General features: G+C 52.5%; 16 protein-coding genes and 2 pseudogenes. 5 read left to right on the plus strand and 13 right to left on the minus strand.

The window, feature by feature from the left end; translation table 11 throughout:
• Positions 1 to 335: 335 nt before the first annotated feature.
• Together PBA01S_RS16205 and PBA01S_RS16215 are read left to right on the plus strand one after the other, a co-directional pair.
• Complete coding sequence (locus PBA01S_RS16205; protein ID WP_009225218.1) at positions 336 to 1,124, plus strand: IclR family transcriptional regulator; 789 nt, start codon at positions 336 to 338, stop codon at positions 1,122 to 1,124.
• 266 nt (positions 1,125 to 1,390) lie between these two features.
• Complete coding sequence (locus PBA01S_RS16215; RefSeq protein WP_009225217.1) at positions 1,391 to 1,585, plus strand: hypothetical protein; 195 nt, start codon at positions 1,391 to 1,393, stop codon at positions 1,583 to 1,585.
• 74 nt (positions 1,586 to 1,659) lie between these two features.
• On the opposite strand, the gene PBA01S_RS16220 is transcribed toward PBA01S_RS16215, so the two are convergent.
• From PBA01S_RS16220 to PBA01S_RS16250, 7 genes are all read right to left on the minus strand, one after another.
• The gene (locus PBA01S_RS16220; RefSeq protein WP_174844496.1) at positions 1,660 to 2,892 is read right to left on the minus strand and encodes a Zn-dependent hydrolase; all 1,233 of its coding nucleotides are present in this window, start codon (positions 2,890 to 2,892) and stop codon (positions 1,660 to 1,662) included.
• Entirely contained in the window at positions 2,882 to 3,457 is a 576-nt protein-coding gene (locus PBA01S_RS16225; RefSeq protein WP_028539443.1) for an L-2-amino-thiazoline-4-carboxylic acid hydrolase, read from the minus strand. The genes PBA01S_RS16220 and PBA01S_RS16225 overlap by 11 nt, the downstream gene beginning before the upstream one ends.
• 368 nt (positions 3,458 to 3,825) lie before the next feature.
• Positions 3,826 to 4,539, minus strand: coding sequence for an ABC transporter ATP-binding protein (locus tag PBA01S_RS16230; RefSeq protein WP_028539444.1), 714 nt, complete (start codon positions 4,537 to 4,539; stop codon positions 3,826 to 3,828).
• A 35-nt stretch (positions 4,540 to 4,574) separates the two neighbouring features.
• Positions 4,575 to 5,354 (minus strand): ABC transporter ATP-binding protein, encoded by a 780-nt coding sequence (locus tag PBA01S_RS16235; protein ID WP_028539445.1) that lies wholly within the window; start codon positions 5,352 to 5,354, stop codon positions 4,575 to 4,577.
• On the minus strand, positions 5,354 to 6,313 hold the full coding sequence (locus tag PBA01S_RS16240; RefSeq protein WP_028539446.1) for a branched-chain amino acid ABC transporter permease: 960 nt from the start codon (positions 6,311 to 6,313) through the stop codon (positions 5,354 to 5,356). Before PBA01S_RS16240 ends, PBA01S_RS16235 begins: the two co-directional genes overlap by 1 nt.
• 9 nt (positions 6,314 to 6,322) lie before the next feature.
• The gene (locus PBA01S_RS16245) at positions 6,323 to 7,195 is read right to left on the minus strand and encodes a branched-chain amino acid ABC transporter permease (protein WP_028539447.1); all 873 of its coding nucleotides are present in this window, start codon (positions 7,193 to 7,195) and stop codon (positions 6,323 to 6,325) included.
• Positions 7,196 to 7,264: 69 nt separating this feature from the next.
• Positions 7,265 to 8,392, minus strand: a complete 1,128-nt coding sequence (locus PBA01S_RS16250; RefSeq protein WP_127576349.1) for an ABC transporter substrate-binding protein — start codon at positions 8,390 to 8,392, stop codon at positions 7,265 to 7,267.
• 175 nt (positions 8,393 to 8,567) lie between these two features.
• On the opposite strand from PBA01S_RS16250, the pseudogene PBA01S_RS16255 reads away from it, so the two are divergent.
• Positions 8,568 to 8,773 (plus strand): annotated as a pseudogene (locus tag PBA01S_RS16255) (DUF423 domain-containing protein); the annotation flags it as partial.
• An 18-nt stretch (positions 8,774 to 8,791) separates the two neighbouring features.
• On the opposite strand, the pseudogene PBA01S_RS23195 reads toward PBA01S_RS16255, so the two are convergent.
• Together PBA01S_RS23195 and acsA are read right to left on the minus strand one after the other, a co-directional pair.
• Positions 8,792 to 8,917, minus strand: a pseudogene (locus PBA01S_RS23195) (IS630 family transposase); the annotation flags it as partial.
• Positions 8,918 to 9,669: 752 nt separating this feature from the next.
• The gene (gene acsA / locus PBA01S_RS16265) at positions 9,670 to 11,394 is read right to left on the minus strand and encodes an acetate--CoA ligase (RefSeq protein ID WP_085170775.1); all 1,725 of its coding nucleotides are present in this window, start codon (positions 11,392 to 11,394) and stop codon (positions 9,670 to 9,672) included.
• 313 nt (positions 11,395 to 11,707) lie between these two features.
• Between acsA and PBA01S_RS16270 the strand changes: the two genes are divergently transcribed.
• Both PBA01S_RS16270 and PBA01S_RS16275 read left to right on the plus strand, forming a co-directional pair.
• Positions 11,708 to 12,340 carry a GNAT family N-acetyltransferase gene (locus tag PBA01S_RS16270; RefSeq protein ID WP_085170776.1) on the plus strand — a complete coding sequence of 211 codons (633 nt, stop codon included), beginning with the start codon at positions 11,708 to 11,710 and terminating at the stop codon, positions 12,338 to 12,340.
• A gap of 28 nt (positions 12,341 to 12,368) precedes the next feature.
• Positions 12,369 to 13,547 carry an acetoin utilization protein AcuC gene (locus PBA01S_RS16275; RefSeq protein WP_085170777.1) on the plus strand — a complete coding sequence of 393 codons (1,179 nt, stop codon included), beginning with the start codon at positions 12,369 to 12,371 and terminating at the stop codon, positions 13,545 to 13,547.
• Positions 13,548 to 13,584: 37 nt separating this feature from the next.
• On the opposite strand, the gene PBA01S_RS16280 is transcribed toward PBA01S_RS16275, so the two are convergent.
• From PBA01S_RS16280 to PBA01S_RS16295, 4 genes are all read right to left on the minus strand, one after another.
• Entirely contained in the window at positions 13,585 to 14,304 is a 720-nt protein-coding gene (locus PBA01S_RS16280) for a 5'-methylthioadenosine/adenosylhomocysteine nucleosidase (RefSeq protein WP_127576350.1), read from the minus strand.
• Positions 14,305 to 14,483: 179 nt separating this feature from the next.
• Positions 14,484 to 15,488, minus strand: coding sequence for a catabolite control protein A (gene ccpA, locus PBA01S_RS16285; RefSeq protein ID WP_016311583.1), 1,005 nt, complete (start codon positions 15,486 to 15,488; stop codon positions 14,484 to 14,486).
• 113 nt (positions 15,489 to 15,601) lie between these two features.
• The gene (gene ytxJ / locus PBA01S_RS16290; RefSeq protein ID WP_028539934.1) at positions 15,602 to 15,943 is read right to left on the minus strand and encodes a bacillithiol system redox-active protein YtxJ; all 342 of its coding nucleotides are present in this window, start codon (positions 15,941 to 15,943) and stop codon (positions 15,602 to 15,604) included.
• 122 nt (positions 15,944 to 16,065) lie between these two features.
• Positions 16,066 to 16,509 (minus strand): hypothetical protein, encoded by a 444-nt coding sequence (locus tag PBA01S_RS16295; protein WP_085170779.1) that lies wholly within the window; start codon positions 16,507 to 16,509, stop codon positions 16,066 to 16,068.
• Positions 16,510 to 16,643: the final 134 nt, after the last annotated feature.

Here is a 16,643-nt window from a genome sequence, read left to right on the forward strand (position 1 = left end):
TATAACCCCTTGTTGCCAAACTGCGCCTAAAGGCGGCGCTAGCCTGCTCTTTTTTGTATTCCTGCGCTCTTCGACGTCCTATTTCATTTCATAGGCCACTAAGTCCACATTCAAATCGATCCGCATCGACGAATTTGGTGAAGCGCAAGCCTTCTAGGCTCAGGTTGAACCAAGTCATTGCACCGCGAAAACGATGTCTCCATACGCTTGGCGTCAGCAGGATCTGACTGATCCCGCTTAACGATTCAACATTAACAAAGTCCTATTGACATGATCATAATATAAATGAAATATAGTATTGTAGCCATTTATTGTTTTTACAGGAGGCACCTATTGTGAGCCAAAAAAATCCTCGAATGATTCAATCCGTCCAGCGCGCCCTGGATATCATCAACTGCTTTGATTCCCTGCACGTCCAACTGTCGCTAACGGAGATCAGTCAGAAGCTGAATCTGAACATCAGCACGGTACACGGCCTGATTAATACGTTAATCGCATACTCATATATCGATAAAAATCCGGACAATGGCAAATACAGACTGGGGCTGGAGTTTTTGCTCAAGGCGAATCTGGTATCACAGAGTCTGGATTTGAAGGAGATTGGACATCCTTATTTAACCGACCTGACAAAAAAATATCACGAAACCTCTCATTTATATATATACCAGCATGAGCAGATTTTTTGCGTGGATAAAGTCGAATCACCCAACAATTACTTCATCATCAGTTCCAGAGCCGGCCATAAGCTGCCCCTCCATGCTTCTGCCTCAGGGAAAGTGTTCCTGGCCTACATGTCCGAGGCTGAACTTCAAAATTTCCTGAGCAATAACAAACTGACAGCGCTCACCGACCATACCATTACGGACAAAAAAAAGCTCCTCAGCAACCTGCAACAAATTCGGGAGCAAGGCTTCGGAATTGAGAATGAAGAGATTGAAACAGGCGCTTACAGTATCGCCGCTCCGATCCGGGATGCCTCACACCGCATCGTCGGCACGATCAGTGTAGTGGGCTCGATCACACGAATCAAGGGGCAGGAGAGCGAGATTCGAGCCGACCTGCTAGAAGCCGCAGCTGCGATCTCCGGCCAATTCGGGTACCGTGTTCATTCTTTTACAGAATAAATAGCATACACGCGCAGAAGCAGTCCTTGCGATTTCTCGCATTCCGGATACATCAGCCAGAGACTCGGCGTCCGGATTATAATTGGTGTTTGTGTTTATGTCATACGTATCGGTTTTGCCTACCGCGTCGGTAATACATTCAATTCCGGCGAAGCTGATCCCGTTCTGCTCCAGGAGCGCTTCATACTTGGCAATCAGCGGGCTGGATCCCTCGATTACCTCGAACTTCGTTCTTTCAGTCGCGCAAGCAGTGCGTCATCTATGGCATGGGCATTGCGCTGATTCCTAAAATCGCCGTCAAGGATCAGCTTATTCAGCATGCACTATCCAGCTTCTCCGTTGCTCGGGGAGAGCTGCAGCCATTTTATTCACAGATTGTATTATCCAAGAACAAACATATCACCGCACCGATCAACGATCTCACCTCGCTGCTGACGGTACATGAGTTTGCGGCCGGCTAAAGGCGGTTAACATTGAAAAAGACCTTCCGGCCAGACTGGTCAAAAGGTCTTGATGGTACGGCAGAATAGAGAATCTACTTCGCGAGAAGCAGCAAAGCATGATACAGCACCTCGGCTCCCAGCCCGCAATCCTCCTTGGAGCTCCACTCCTGCGGATGATGACTGATTCCATTCCGGGAACGCACAAAGATCATACCAAGCGGCCATAGGCCGCTAAACTGCATCCCGTCATGGCCGGCGCCGCTGACCAGCTCCGGCAGAGGGTCCGGCAGCCCGGCAAGCTTCCCGGCAGCAGCGATCGCTTCCTTTACCTCCGGAGAGCTCGGAGCCGGCGCGACTCTTTGCAGCAACTCAAGGGTGAGCTCCGTGCCATGCTTTCGGCACACTTCGCCCGCGTAATCCCGGATGCGGCCTTCCAGCATATCCCGCTCGGCCTCTTCCACGTCCCGCAAATCCAGCGAGAACTGTACTTGCCCCGGTATAACATTGACGCCTCCGGGCAGGGTCTGAATTTTGCCAATCGTGGCCACGGCATTCGGAAATTTCCGGGTCTCTGTATAGATGTAGCTCATGAGCTCTGTTGCCGACTGCAGCGGATCTCTGCGCAGGTTCATCGGCGTCGCGCCCGCGTGACCGGCCTGGCCTTTGATCGTGAACTGCTGCCACAACGGTCCGGCAATTCCGGTTACGAGGCCGACAGGCTGACCGATACTCTCCAGCACGACCCCCTGTTCAATATGAAGCTCGACGTATGCCTTGACCTGATCCGGCTCTCTGGCCGCCTCCTGCACCCGCTCAGGCGCCAGGCCGGCCGACCTCATCGCCTCGGCAATCGTAATGCCGTCCGCATCCGCATGTCTCAAATTTTCGGGACGCAGGGTGCCGGCGACAGCGCGGCTGCCGATCATGCCGAACCCGAATCGGGAGCCTTCCTCATCGGTGAAGGCGATCACCTCAATCGGATGTGCGGTAGCGATGCCCTGCTCCTGCATCGTCTGAAGCGCCTCTATGGCGGCCAGCACGCCCAAAGGACCGTCAAACTTGCCCCCGGACGGCACCGTATCGATATGTGATCCTGTCAGCACAACAGGCGCTGCCGGGTCGCTTCCTTCCCGCCGTCCGATCAGATTGCCTGCCGCATCCTCGCGCACGGCAAGGCCCGCTTCCTTCATATAGCGTGCAACCTGTTCCTTGGCCTCACGCTCCTCGGCGGTAAACGAAAAGCGGGTGACTCCCCCGCTCTCCTGCGCGCCGATCTCGCCAAGCTCCATCAGCCGCTTCCACAGGCGTCCGGCATTAATGATCATCGCCCTCGCCTCCGGCCTTTTCCTTCTTATCGGCGTCTGTATTGTTCTCGTTGTCTGCTTCATTCATTTTAAATCTGAAATGGCAGTTCCCGTCCTTGAGCAAATATTTATCATGCTCCACTTCAAAGTTCGGATTGTACCCTCTCGCAATGGCCGGATCGATCATTTGACAGTACAGAATGCCGTACTCCTCCATGCCGTCCTTCTTCCACTGGTCGCCAAACGCGCAGCGGGTAAAGTTCTGCTCGATCTCTAGCGGATGATACTCTGTGACATATTCAAACAGATCGCTGCGCCCCATATCGTAGTTCGGCAGGTAACTGTGAATGTCGTTGGGCTGTCCAGCCGCAGCTGCACGCCGGGCGATATCTCTGCCCCGCTCCTCACCGAATGTGCGAACCCCTTCGCGAATGGCGTCTTTGCCCTCTTCGCCGAAGCGGTCAACAACCGCCTTCGAGAGATGAGCAAACAGTTTCGCCATAATAGTATACGGATCTACCGGCTCCAGACTTTCATCATGATCAATTGTCGTATTGGATTGCTTGTCTGTCGATTGTTGTCCCATTATGAATACCTCCCAGGTTCAAAAGTGTGTCGGTGTCTCTACCTTCTACCTTAGCCTTAGCACCATTATCCCTTATGATCAGGTTGCAGGCCAAGCTCTGTCTTTTCACTTCTCCTGGCGCCCCTGTCTTTGATACTCGTGTCTCATCTTTGATTCTCGTGTCTCATTCCCGGCGCGCCATTGATCTCGCATCTTGGAGAGCTGCTTCCATATGCAAAGAAATGTCCTTCTTCCGAGTTTGTCGGTCTCCTTGTTGCCTGATCAAACGGGATATTGTGCAAAGCATACAGCAATAGCGAGTATTTATGTCCTACAAAGGCTCAAGCTGACTTAGGTGCTGATAAAAGTTAAGTTATATAGTTGCAAGCTTAATGTTTTGTCGTCCCCAAGTACACAGATTTGACAACGTTGTTGTTTCTCAAGTCCGCCGCTGCGCCATGCACGACGATCCGGCCCGTCTCCATCACATAGCCCCGATGAGCCGTTGCCAGCGCCATGCGGGCATTCTGCTCTACCAACAGGACGGACACGCCCTCTTCGTTAATTTGCCGGATGGCGGCAAAAATCTCCTTCACGATCAGGGGAGCCAGTCCCATGGACGGCTCATCCAGCAGCAGCAGCTTCGGTCTGGCCATCAATGCGCGGGCAATCGCCAGCATCTGCTGCTCGCCGCCGCTCATCGTTCCGGCCAGCTGCTTCTGCCGTTCCTCCAGCCGCGGAAACAGCCCGTACATTTTTTGAATATCGGCGGCAATCTCGGCCTTGTCGCGCCGAACATAAGCGCCAAGCCGCAAATTCTCCAGCACGGTCAGATCGGGAAACACGCCGCGCCCCTCGGGAACCTGGGAAATGCCCAGCTCCACAATGCGATGGGGCTCCAGCTTGGTGATGTCCCGTCCTTCAAACCGGATGCTTCCCTCCGCACGTTTGATCAAGCCGGAAATGCTGCGCAGCGTCGTTGTTTTGCCGGAACCGTTCGTTCCAATCAGCGCCACAATTTCTCCGCTGAATATATCCAGATTCAGCTGCTTCACCGCCTGAATGACGCCATAATTCACCTGCAATCCCTGGATTTCCAGCATCTTTAGTCCCTTCTGGCCGGCATGTTGTCTCTCCGTCATCGTTCCTCGACCTCCCCGCCCAGATATGCCTCGATAACATTCGGGTCGTTCTGAATCTGCGACGGACTTCCCTCCGCAATCTTCACCCCATAATTCAGGACAACGATGCGATCGGAAATGTCCATCACCAGGCCCATGTCATGCTCAATCAGTATAATCTCGATGCTGTACTGGCTGGACAGACGCTTGATTTTCTGAATCAGCTCGGCCTTCTCGACAGCGTTCATTCCGGCCGCCGGCTCATCCAGCAGCAGCACCTCGCAGCCAGTCGCGAGCGCGCGGGCGATTTCAAGCAGTCGCTGCTCACCGTATGGCAGACCGCCTGCGAGTATATCCAGCTTGTGCTCCAGACCGACGATGGCCAGCTTCTCCACACAGTCCTGCACAATCGCCTCACGTCTGCGCTGGAGTGCCGCCCGGGATTTGAAAATGGCCGAGAACATCCCTTCTTTATTACACTCGGCATGGGCAACCAGCACGTTCTCCAGCACCGTCATGTTCTTGATCAGTCTCGTATTCTGAAAAGTTCTTGCCAGACCGAGCTCTACTCTCCGGTAGGGCTTGAGCTTGTTAATCACGGCATCCTTGTAGCGAATCGTGCCAGAGGTCGGGCGATAGATGCCCGTAAGCAGATTGAACAGGGTCGTTTTTCCCGCCCCGTTCGGGCCGATAATCGATAAAATCTCGCCGCGGCGTACCTCCAGGTTAATGTCGCTCAAAGCCGTCAGGCCTCCGAAATTCACCGACACGTTGTTCAGTTCGAGTACCTTCTCCATCATTTGTTCCCAACCTTCTTCACGTTTCCGTAAAAGTTACGTTTCCGGTATTGCTCGCCCCAGAATCCCGAAGGCTTGAATATCATCATTAGCACGATGGCCAGGCCAAGCAGAATCATTCGATAATCGCTCACATATCTCAAGATTTCGGGTGCCGCCACCAGAATGACCGCACCAAGCACAGAGCCCGGCAGACTTGCAGCTCCCCCTAATATGACCATCGCAAGGATATTCACAGAATCCAAATACCGGAATGCATCTGGACTGACATACGAAATATAGGTCGCCCAAAATGCACCGGCGGCACCGGCGAAAAATCCCCCGACGGTAAAGGCCAGCAGCTTGTAATAATTCGGACGGATGCCGACCGATTGAGCCAGCGTTTCATCTTCGCGTACCGTCAGCAGGCTGAGGCCGACGCCCGAATGCACCAGTCTATGGATGACAACATAAGTGATCAGCACCAGCAGCAGAATCAAGTAGTAAAACTCCAGCTTGTCCCTGAACACAAAGCCGAAGAGCGAAGGCGCCGGAATGCCCGGCAGGCCCATCGGGCCACGGGTCAGATCGACCCAGCCGACAAAAATAAGCCGGACAATTTCTCCGAAGCCGAGGGTCACGATCCCTAAATAGTCCCCCCGCAGCCGGATGACAGGACTGCCAAGCAAGAAGCCGAACAGCCCGGCAATGGCAGCCGAGGCGGGAAGCGCGATCCAGAAGGACAGATGGAAATGCAGCATCAGCAGCGCAGCGGCATACGCGCCGATCCCGTAGAAGGCCGCATGCCCAAGCGCAAACTGCCCCGCATACCCGATAATGACGTTAAGGCTCAAGGACAGCATGGAAAAAATACCGATCATAATGACAACATGCAGCAAATAATCATTGACCAGCTGAAGCACAATCGGAAGGACAATGGCCAGCACAGCCGCGGCGGCCATGGCCGCTTTCTTGTTCATACCTATCACCTATACCTTGTTGATCTCTTTGCTGCCAAGGATGCCCGAAGGTCTGATCAGCAGTACAATGATCAAAATTGAAAATGAGATAACGCTCTTGTATTGGGTCGAAATATAAGCGCCGCCGAGCGTTTCGACGAGACCAAGCAGCACGCCGCCCAGCATCGCGCCCGGGATGTTTCCGATTCCTCCGAGTACCGCAGCCGTAAATGCGTTAATTCCTGCCATATACCCCATCGTCGGATAAACCGCGTTGTAATAAATGCCGACCATAATGCCGGCGCATGCTGCCAGCGAAGAGCCGATGGCGAAGGCAAGGCTGATCATCCGGTTCGTATTGATCCCCATCAGTGCGGCGTTGGTCAAGCTCATCGAGGTCGCCCGCATCGCCGTCCCTGTTTTGGTCCGGGTTACGAACAGTTGCAGACCCAGCATCAGCAAGATGGACAGCAGCAATATCAAAATTTGGATTTCAGAGAATGTGATGCTTCCGAATGTGTAAGTCCGGCTGCCAAAAGCGGTCGGGAAAGGATGCATCTCCGTCCCCCACAATTTCTGCGCCAGGCTGACCAGGAGCGTGGACACACCGAGAGCGCTGATCAGCGGCACGATCCGGTCCGCCAGACGCAGCGGCCGGTAGGCGAGCCGCTCGATAAGCATGCCAATTCCCGCCGTAACGGCAGCGGATAATAAGAAAGCGAGATATAAAGGAAGCTGAAATTCCTGCATAAAAAAGAGTCCCAGAAAACTGCCGATCATAAAGATGTCGCCATGCGCAAAGTTAACGATTTTCAGTATGCCGTACACCATCGTATATCCGAGTGCGATCAAGGCATAAATGACACCGATGGTCAGCCCGTTGGTCAATTGCTGGAGGAACATGCGTAACACCCCTTCAAAGCCGAGGAACAGGAAAACGAGCTTTCCTGTTCCAGGTTCACGTAATGACTATTATTTATAAAGTTCAAATTTGCCGTCCTTAATCGTCAGCCGGGACGGCTCTGTAATAACGTCCCCATTCTCATCAAAACTGATAACGCCCGTGGCGCTGTTGTAATCTTTCAGTGTTTCCAGGTAAGACTTGATTGCTTCACGATCTGCGCCCTGCTCCTGGATCGCCTTGATAATGACCGAGGTTGCCACGTACGAGTAAGCAGCATACGTATCCGGCTTGCTGTTGTACTTGGCCTGGTACTCCTCATTAAATCGGGTCGCTTCGGCATTGTCGCCGCCCGGATAGAAGAATCCGATCAGCTTGAAGCCTTCCACAGATTCCTTGCCCAGATCAAGCAGCGCTTCAGAATACAGGCTGTCGACACCGATGAAATCAACGTCCAGGTTCAGCTTCTTCGCCTGCTGGGCGATCAGCGCCGCTTCATTATAGAAACCGCCGATAAAGATGGCGTCCGGCTGCTTCTCCTTGATCTTGGTTAGCACGGTGCTGAAGTCCTTATCGCCCGGATTGAAAGCCTCAGCAGCCACAACCTCGATGCCGTTCTCCGGCGCCGATTGCCGGTAAACATCAAGCAGCCCGAGTCCGAAGTCAGATTGTTCATAGATGAGAGCTACCTTGCCGTAGCCCAGTTCCTTCGACCAGCCGGCTAGGTAGTCGGCCTGGAACGCATCGGTCGTAATAACGCGGAAGGTATATTCCCCGGCATTCGTCACAGCAGGAGCGCTGGAAGAAGGCGATACTTGAACAATTTTGTTCTTGTTGTATATCGGTGCCGTTGCCAGCGTCGCCGAGCTGTTGAAATGGCCGACCACGCCTAGAATGCTCTTGTCGGTTACGAATTTATTGGCGACGTTCACCGCTTCGTTCGAATCTCCCTTGTCATCCTGAATTACAATTTCGATTTGCTTGCCGTCAATGCCGCCAGCCTCATTGATCTGTGCAGCCGCCAGCTCGGCGCCGTTCTTGAATGCTGTTCCATATTGGGCCTGCGTGCCTGAGATCGGTGCTGCTAGACCGATCCGGATCGTATCCCTGTTAGCTTGAGAATCGTCGCTTGCTCCACATCCGCTCAGCAGCCCTGCTGCCAAGCCGGTGATCGCAAGTGCGGATAAAAATCGTTTCATTGTAATCCCCCTTAAAGATGAATTAATCCTATGAGTTAAGTATGGCTTTATTATAATGAATCGTTTTGAAATTGCAACACAAATTTTTGTATAGTCATATAAGTTTCGATAATGTCAAATAATACAGCAGGCTGCAAATGCCCTTAGTGCCATATTGAATGATCTGGATGATTGTAGTCTCGGGCTGCTGCTGCTCAGCCTTCTTTCCAGCCAGCTCGACAATGCTTCGCTGATCGTAACAGCCGGTTGGCTTCTGTTCGCAGGAATCGTGCTCTTCTCTGGGAGCTTGTATGCATAAGCTTGACCGGCATCCGGAAACTGGGGGCCATTACGCCGCTTGGCGGCCTCTGCTTTCTCACGGGTTGGCTGCTGGTGGTCATACAGGCGTTCCAGGGACATGATTTCGTCCATAAACTGCTGAACATTACTTCGGATCCCGGCAACGGTATGGTAGAACACATTGTTAATCACATCGGATTTCAGCCATTTTCATAGACCTTCAACAAGGTTGAGTAAAGGTGTATGTCGATTTCGTATAGCTCAGCTCTTGACGATGCATCATTTTCGAGACACCACGAAGCGAATAGATATAACCAAATTTCAATTGATCGTCGTATCCGATTGGACTTCTGATCTAAGCTGAGTGGGTGGAGTCAGTGGTGTAACTGCTTGCTGAAGTGATGAAGATGATAAGGCCTCGCTATAATCTGAAAAGGAATTGTCCTGCCCCTGCGCCCTGATCATAAATGCGTATGTAGTTGCCGGTGCCAACCCCGTTGCCGTAAATTTGCTTTGGTCACCGGAAACGATCCCGACCAACTGGTCGTTACAATAAATCTCGTAGAATTTAATCGTTTCGGGGGTTGAGATGATCTGCCATCCAAATGAATCTATGTAGGAGAAATTTACTATTGAATAAATATTTTGCAATTCAATTATTAAACACCAGCATTTGTAGGAAACAAAACTCGTCAAAATATATATGATTTTTCGAACATAATTCACTGCAAACCACTCGATTGGCGGAAATATATTCGATTTTTCATATAAAATCTCAAGTTTTGGGCTTCAAGGGGGCGATTCTATATGAAATTTCATATAGATTGGGCTAAATCAGCCATATTTGAGCGAATATATTCGATTTTTCATATATATTTCTGTTTCGTCGAGAGAGGTCGCGCCCCCAACCGAACCCAACCCAAGAGCGAATCCCCTCTCCTTCTCAAACACAAAAGTCCCCTCAAGCCTCAGCTTGAAGGGACTTTCTATTTCTATCCTTAATCCTCAATCGTCGACAAATCGCCGGCTGGGAGGTTGAGCTCCCAGGCTTTGAGCACGCGGCGCATGATTTTGCCGGAGCGGGTCTTCGGCAGTTTGTCTTTGAATTCGATTTCACGCGGAGCGGCGTGGGCGGACAGCCCTTCCTTGACGAACTTGGCGATTTCCGCCTTCAGCTCCTCGGATGGTGTAAAGCCCTCGCGCAGCGAAATAAACGCCTTGATGATCTCTCCACGCACCGGATCCGGCTTCCCGATCACCCCTGCTTCTGCAACAGCCGGATGCTCGACGAGCTTGCTCTCGACCTCAAACGGACCAATCCGTTCGCCGGAGGAGTTGATCACGTCGTCGATCCGACCCTGGAACCAGAAGTATCCGTCCTCGTCCATATAGGCCGTATCGCCGGAAATGTACCAGCCCGGGATGCGGAAATACTCCTCGTACTTCGGCGCGTTGTTCCAAATCAGTCGCATCACCGACGGCCACGGGGTGCGAATCGCCAGGTTCCCCATCCGGTACGGCGGCAGCTCCTTCCCGTTATCGTCAATAATCGCCGCTTGAATGCCAGGCACCGGTCTGCCCATCGATCCCGGTTTGATCGGCATCGACGGGTAGTTACAGATGAGCTGGCCGCCCGTTTCCGTCATCCACCAGGTGTCATGGATGCGGCGGTTATACACCTTCATCCCCCAACGAACAACTTCTGGATTTAGCGGCTCACCCACCGACAACACATGGCGCAGCGACGACAGATCATATTGCTTAATGATATCCTGTCCAGCTCCCATCAGCATCCGGAATGCCGTAGGCGCGCTATACCACACAGTGACTTTGTACTTCTGAATCGTTTCGTACCAATCCGCCGGGCTGAAGCGACCGCCGCGCACGACGTTGGTCACCCCATGCAGCCACGGGGCAAAAATCCCATAAGATGTGCCGGTTACCCATCCCGGGTCCGCCGTACACCAATAAATGTCGTCTTCCTTCAGGTCCAGCACGACATGGCCAGTATGATAATGCTGAATCATGGCATTATGCACATGGTAAACCCCTTTGGGTTTGCCAGTTGAACCCGATGTATAATGCAAAATCAGGCCATCTTCGCGGTTCACCCACTCGATCTCAGCCTCAGGGGATGCGGCTTCCATCTCCGCCTTATAATCAACGATACCGTCCCCGGCCTTCACATCGTCGCCTACAACGATGATCGTCCGCAGCGTTGGCAGCTCTTCGCGCTTCACCCGCGGCAGCAATGCCGGCGTCGTGACCAGCGCAACCGCACCGCTGTCCTCCAGACGATCCTTAACCGCCGTTTCCATAAACGCCTCAAACAACGGTCCAACCACCGCACCAACCTTCAGTGTACCCAATACACTCACATAGAGCTCCGGCGTCCGCGGCATAAAGACGAAGACCCGATCTCCCTTGGTGATTCCGTATTTGCGCAGCACATTGGCAAACCGGTTGGTCAGCCCCTGCATGTCCTCGTACGTGTACGACTCCTCACGCGTCGGATCACTGAATAACAGCGCCGTGCGCGAGCCCTTGCCCGCATCGACATGGCGGTCGATCGCCTCGTAAGCCATGTTCACTTTGCCAGTGACGTACCAGGAGAACTTCTTCTCGACATCCTCCCACTTAAAGTTCTTATACGCCTCTTCGTAGTTGCCCATATTGGACGACGGAACGCCCGATGAAATGACTTCCCCTTGCAGTTGACTCATCGTTTCATCCTCCCTTAATCTTTGGAAATCTCCAAGCAATAGATCAAAGTTTATGAAAACGGATACATAGCAACGTAAGTTGAAAGCTTTGTTTCAGCTTCATGGGTGTGGGCATCCGTTTTGATCGAAAAAGCAACGACAGAACTTAAACAACTGAGGCGATTTACGAGGACAACGATCACACGAGCGGATTGAAAATGTGAAAATTTTATGTCGGAGAACATTATAGCACACGTTTTTACACACAGGCTACACTTTTCATTTTTTCTTTTTTCTGTTATAAGTGAGGGGAACGAGCAAAGGAGGCGGTTCCATGGAACATAAAAAAACGTATATCCGCCACACCCTGCCCCATCAGCAACGTGAAATTGTTGTGGAAGGACCCGTATCCCCTTCCCATCTTCAAACCTTAACCATGCATCCCGACCTGGACGCCTTCCGCAAGCCTGCCGATCAACATGCTGCGCTGGTGGAAATTGCCGGACTTCCAGAGGGACGGATCATCCTGGCCCGGGAGGATTCAACCATCGTAGGATACGTCACCTTTCACTATCCCGACGAGATGGAGAGGTGGTCTCAGGGCAATATGCCTGACCTGATCGAGCTGGGGGCGATCGAAGTGGCCGATGACTATCGGTCGCTCGGAATCGGATCGACCATGATCCGCACTGCATTCGAAGACGAGCAGATGGAGAAATACATCGTCTTTACGACCGAATATTATTGGCACTGGGATTTGAAAAAGAGCGGGCTTTCCGTATGGGAATACCGCAGCATGATGGAGCGTCTGATGAAGACGGTCGACATGGTCTGGTATGCCACTGACGACCCGGAAATTTGCTCCCATCCGGCCAACTGCCTGATGGTGCGGATCGGCAAGGAGGTTCCTTTGTCGTCCGAGGAGCAGTTTGACCGGATTCGTTTTCAGCAGCGTTTTATGTACTGATAGTTCAAAAGGAAGGCGTGATGAATCCATGCCTGGAAGCGCTTTATTTGTCCACCATGAACAGGCGATGAACTACCGGTTTCACGACAGCCATCCGTTCCATCCGATCCGGCTGGAACTGACGATGGACTTGCTGCAGGAGCTGGGCGCACTGACGCCGCAGCAAATGCACCTGTCGCGCCCGGCAACCGACGAGGAACTGCTATGGATCCATCAGCCGGCGTATGTTGAAGCAGTGAAACAGCTGAGCCGCCCGAATCCCGAGGCGGACTGGATCACGCGCGGCGAGCAGTTCGGACTATTGGACGAGGATACGCCGTATTTTCCCGGCATGCATGAAGCGGCTGCCTGGGTCGTTGGAGGAACGATTACGGCTGTAGAAGCCGTGCTGTCCGGCTCCACCACCCACGCCCTGCATCTCGGCGGCGGCCTGCATCACGCCCTGTCGGCGAAAGCCGCCGGCTTCTGTGTCTACAACGATGCCGCAGTGGCCATTGACTATGCCCGTCGAAAGTATGGCGCACGCGTTCTGTACGTTGACACGGACGTCCATCACGGGGATGGGGTACAGTGGAGCTTCTATTCAGACCCCGATGTTTGCACCTATTCCATCCACGAGACCGGAAAATACTTATTCCCAGGTACCGGCTTCCTTCCGGAACGCGGCGAGCATCAAGGCTACGGCGCTTGTATGAATCTGCCGCTCCAGCCTTATACGGAGGATGCCTCTTGGATGGAATGCTTCGAGGAGTCAATTCGGCGCTTAACCGCGCATTTTCAGCCGGATGTGATCGTCAGTCTGCACGGCTGCGACGCCCATGCGCTGGATCCGCTATCGCATATGCACTGCAGCATGGCGATCTATCGCGATATGCCGGCGATCCTGCACGAGCTGGCCCATACGTATTGCGAGGGCCGCTGGGTGGCGATGGGCGGCGGCGGTTACGATTTCTGGCGAGTCGTCCCGCGGGCGTGGAGCTTACTATGGCTGGAGATGAGCGATCACCCCTTAATCGCTTCCCTGCGCCAGAGCCCGCTACTCCCACTGCCGCAAGCCTGGATCAACCGCTGGCAGCCGCAGACCCCGTTCCAGCTTCCTGCGGCTTGGCTTGATGATCTATCCCACTGGGAGGGCATTCCCCGCCGGGCGGAAATTACAGCAAAAAACCGCGAGAGTCTCGCGGTCGCTTTACAGGATTATCCCTAAAGCTCAGGTGGGGCCTGCTCAAACCCCGCCTGAGTTTTTATTTATTCAGCTCCTCCACATGCTGGACCATATCGTTGAGAATGGCGAACGAACGCTGGGCCGCCAATACTGTAAACTCAGCAAAATTCACGTCTGCTGAACCGTCCGCCTTGTCCGAAATAGAGCGGAGTACAATAAACGGAACCCCGTTCCGATGACACACCTGGGCGAGCGCCGCTCCTTCCATTTCCACGCAAGCGCCGTCCAGCTCTTCATACAGCACCGAGCTGACAAACTCCGGATTCGCAATAAACTGATCACCGGACAGCACCCGGCCAACCCGATATTGATGGTCTGTACACTGACGGGCACAGGCTTGCTCGGCCAAGCGGATGAGGCCAGAATCAGCCGGAAAGTCAGAGACATCCTGGTACGGCGTGATTCCGCGCGCAAAACCCAGTGGCCGCGCGTCCATATCGTGCTGCTGGCAAGTTGACGAGATGACGATGTCGCCTACGTTCAGCTCAGGATGCACTGCTCCTGCCACCCCGGTAAACCAGATCGCATCCGCACCAAAGCGGTCGATCAGGACTTGCGTAGTAGCTGCCGCATTCACTTTGCCGACGCCGGATTTACACACGACTACATTGTGCCCATGGAGTACGCCCTTTACAAAACGTGTCCCAGCCGCATCCACCGCCTCCTGGTGCTCCACCTGATCGAGCAGCAACGCGATTTCTTCATCCATAGCCCCCATCAGGCCAATTGTTTTGTACATAGTTCATTACTCCCTCCAATCCCCATTCGTCCGTGCAACACATTGCATTGCTTCGAAATCCTCAAAATGCTCAAAAAAGCTCCTTATGCAAGGAGCTTTTTGTCCGTTGTTAACCTTTTTCATATATATCTATGTGTTACTTATCTCTCTAAGCCGAAACGTCAATCGCAACAATAGCCTTACAGGTGGCTAACAGACAAGCGCAAGATCGTCTCGTGCGGCAGAATGACCCGAGGGTTCTCAACCGTTTCCTTCTTCATCAGCTTCGTCAGCAAACGCATCGCTACCGCACCGAGGTCATACATCGGTTGAGCGACCGTTGTCAGCTGAGGACGTACCATCGAAGCCATGCGGATGTTATCCACGCTGATAATCGAGAAATCGTCCGGCACCTTCAAGCCTTCGTCCTGAATGCTGTGGATGGCGCCAATCGCCATTTCATCCGTTGCAGCGAAAATCGCTGTCGGCCGTTTCTTCAGCCCCAGGAAATACTTCATCGCTTCCACGCCGGATTCATAACGGTAGTTGCCGATCCGCACCAGGTCCTCTTGGTACTGAATGCCTGCGGTTTCCAGCGCACGCTTGTACCCTTGGAATCTGGCATAGCCGTTCGCCGGATCCTGCAACGTTCCGCTGATCATCGCGATTTCGCGGTGTCCATGGCGAACCAGTGTGCTGACGGCGTCAAATGCAGCGGCTTCGTGATCAATATCCACGGATGGATATTGGCCGTTCTCGTCGCTCGTTGCGCACAGCACGATTGGTACCGCAGACGTCTGGAACGCTTGAATATGCTCCTCCGTTACGGTTCCGCCCATGAACAGGAGCCCGTCCACTTGCTTCTCGAGCAAGGTGTTGATGACGCGGATCTCCTTCTCTTTCCGTTTGTCGGCATTACACAAAATAATGTTATAGTGATACATGTTCGCAATATCTTCGATGCCCCGAGCGATTTCCGCAAAAATCGAATTTGAAATATCGGGGATAACCACGCCTACAGTGGTGGTCTTCTTGCTGGCAAGCCCCCTGGCTACAGCGTTGGGCCGGTAGCCTAACCGTTCTATCGCTTCGTAAACCTTTTTCCGGGTCTGCGGTTTCACGTTCGGATTGTTATTGACAACCCGGGAAACCGTGGCCATCGAGACGCCTGCTTCACGTGCCACATCATAAATGGTAACCGTCACATTCTTCTCTCCATTGCCAATAGATTTTCACTCATTCATCCGGTAAAGATCCAGAGCTTCAATTAAATTTATGATACGACAAAATACTACTTAATGCAATGATAACGCTTCACTTAGCGTAAAATCTCCTCTAAAGTCGATTTCGTGATCTTGGAATGGGACGTATGCCAGACGGCTTGTCCATCCTTAATCAGGATCGCTTGCGGGGATTCATGCTTGACGCCAAGCCGCTCGGCTGCCTCATTCGATACGTCTCGGTTCTCGATAACGTAAATCAGCCCGTATGTAACGTCTTCCCGCGGAGTTCCGTTTAAATAAGCCTCCGCTTCCTTATGTGCCCCGGCACTGATCGGGCAGCGGGTACTGTGCTTGAATAGCAACAACGGCTGGCTTGCGGAGCGTTCCAAAGCATCGTTCAGCTCTTGGATCGATTGTATTCTCATCCATTTGGACATGACGTCTCATCCCCTTTTTGATCGAATAAGAATCTCCAGATGTTCTGTTGATATCTTAACAAAAAGAGAAATGAAAATACAACTTTTATTTACAAATGATTTGCAAAAATCGAGTAAATTCGTCAATTAGCCTTGGAAAGTTGTCGATTCTTTACAAATTTAGACAATTGGGATAGACGTTTGGAGATTTCATTCATCCAATCCAGGTCGCTTAAGTTCTTGGCCCCGCCGTACAAGTCCAATAGCATGTTGATTCGTTCTTCACATTGCTGCTCCAGCAGATTTTCAAAGGATTCGTAATCCGCCCCGTCCCATTGACGATAAATGCTGAAGATCAAGTCTGCCAGCTCGTTCCGCTCGGTAAAATAAATGCGGCCGCTCGGCGCCTCCTTCTTGAGCTCAGCCAGCAGGTCCGTCAAATCCGACTTCACCTCAGGAAGCACTTCGTAGAAGTCGCAATCTTCGCACTCGTAAATTGGAACACGATCGATTTCATAGATTCCTTCAAAAATGACCAGCCTGAAGCCCAGGTTCATCATTTTCCCGCACTGACAGTGCTTACGCACAGTACCACCTCATCTTAGTCCTCTGCTTTTTTTGTTCCGACTGATTTTGCTAGATATAAATAAGTCTCTTGTATCGGAGCCTCCGCTGCCTCTGATGGCAACAATAATCCATTGCCGCTCCTCGCAACTCGTGA

The sequence above is a fragment of the Paenibacillus barengoltzii NBRC 101215 genome (assembly GCF_004000745.1).
GTDB lineage: Bacteria > Bacillota > Bacilli > Paenibacillales > Paenibacillaceae > Fontibacillus > Fontibacillus barengoltzii.

Coding starts and splice junctions, on each gene's coding strand:
- PBA01S_RS16235 (WP_028539445.1), bottom strand. CDS start 5,354: ATGGAGAAGGTACTCGAACTGAACAACGTGTCGGTGAATTTCGGAGGC.
- PBA01S_RS16220 (WP_174844496.1), bottom strand. CDS start 2,892: ATGATCATTAATGCCGGACGCCTGTGGAAGCGGCTGATGGAGCTTGGC.
- ytxJ (WP_028539934.1), bottom strand. CDS start 15,943: ATGTCCAAATGGATGAGAATACAATCGATCCAAGAGCTGAACGATGCT.
- PBA01S_RS16225 (WP_028539443.1), bottom strand. CDS start 3,457: ATGGGACAACAATCGACAGACAAGCAATCCAATACGACAATTGATCAT.
- PBA01S_RS16250 (WP_127576349.1), bottom strand. CDS start 8,392: ATGAAACGATTTTTATCCGCACTTGCGATCACCGGCTTGGCAGCAGGG.
- PBA01S_RS16240 (WP_028539446.1), bottom strand. CDS start 6,313: ATGAACAAGAAAGCGGCCATGGCCGCCGCGGCTGTGCTGGCCATTGTC.
- PBA01S_RS16280 (WP_127576350.1), bottom strand. CDS start 14,304: ATGTACAAAACAATTGGCCTGATGGGGGCTATGGATGAAGAAATCGCG.
- PBA01S_RS16270 (WP_085170776.1), top strand. CDS start 11,708: ATGGAACATAAAAAAACGTATATCCGCCACACCCTGCCCCATCAGCAA.
- PBA01S_RS16245 (WP_028539447.1), bottom strand. CDS start 7,195: ATGTTCCTCCAGCAATTGACCAACGGGCTGACCATCGGTGTCATTTAT.
- PBA01S_RS16230 (WP_028539444.1), bottom strand. CDS start 4,539: ATGCTGGAAATCCAGGGATTGCAGGTGAATTATGGCGTCATTCAGGCG.
- acsA (WP_085170775.1), bottom strand. CDS start 11,394: ATGAGTCAACTGCAAGGGGAAGTCATTTCATCGGGCGTTCCGTCGTCC.
- PBA01S_RS16275 (WP_085170777.1), top strand. CDS start 12,369: ATGCCTGGAAGCGCTTTATTTGTCCACCATGAACAGGCGATGAACTAC.
- PBA01S_RS16215 (WP_009225217.1), top strand. CDS start 1,391: ATGGGCATTGCGCTGATTCCTAAAATCGCCGTCAAGGATCAGCTTATT.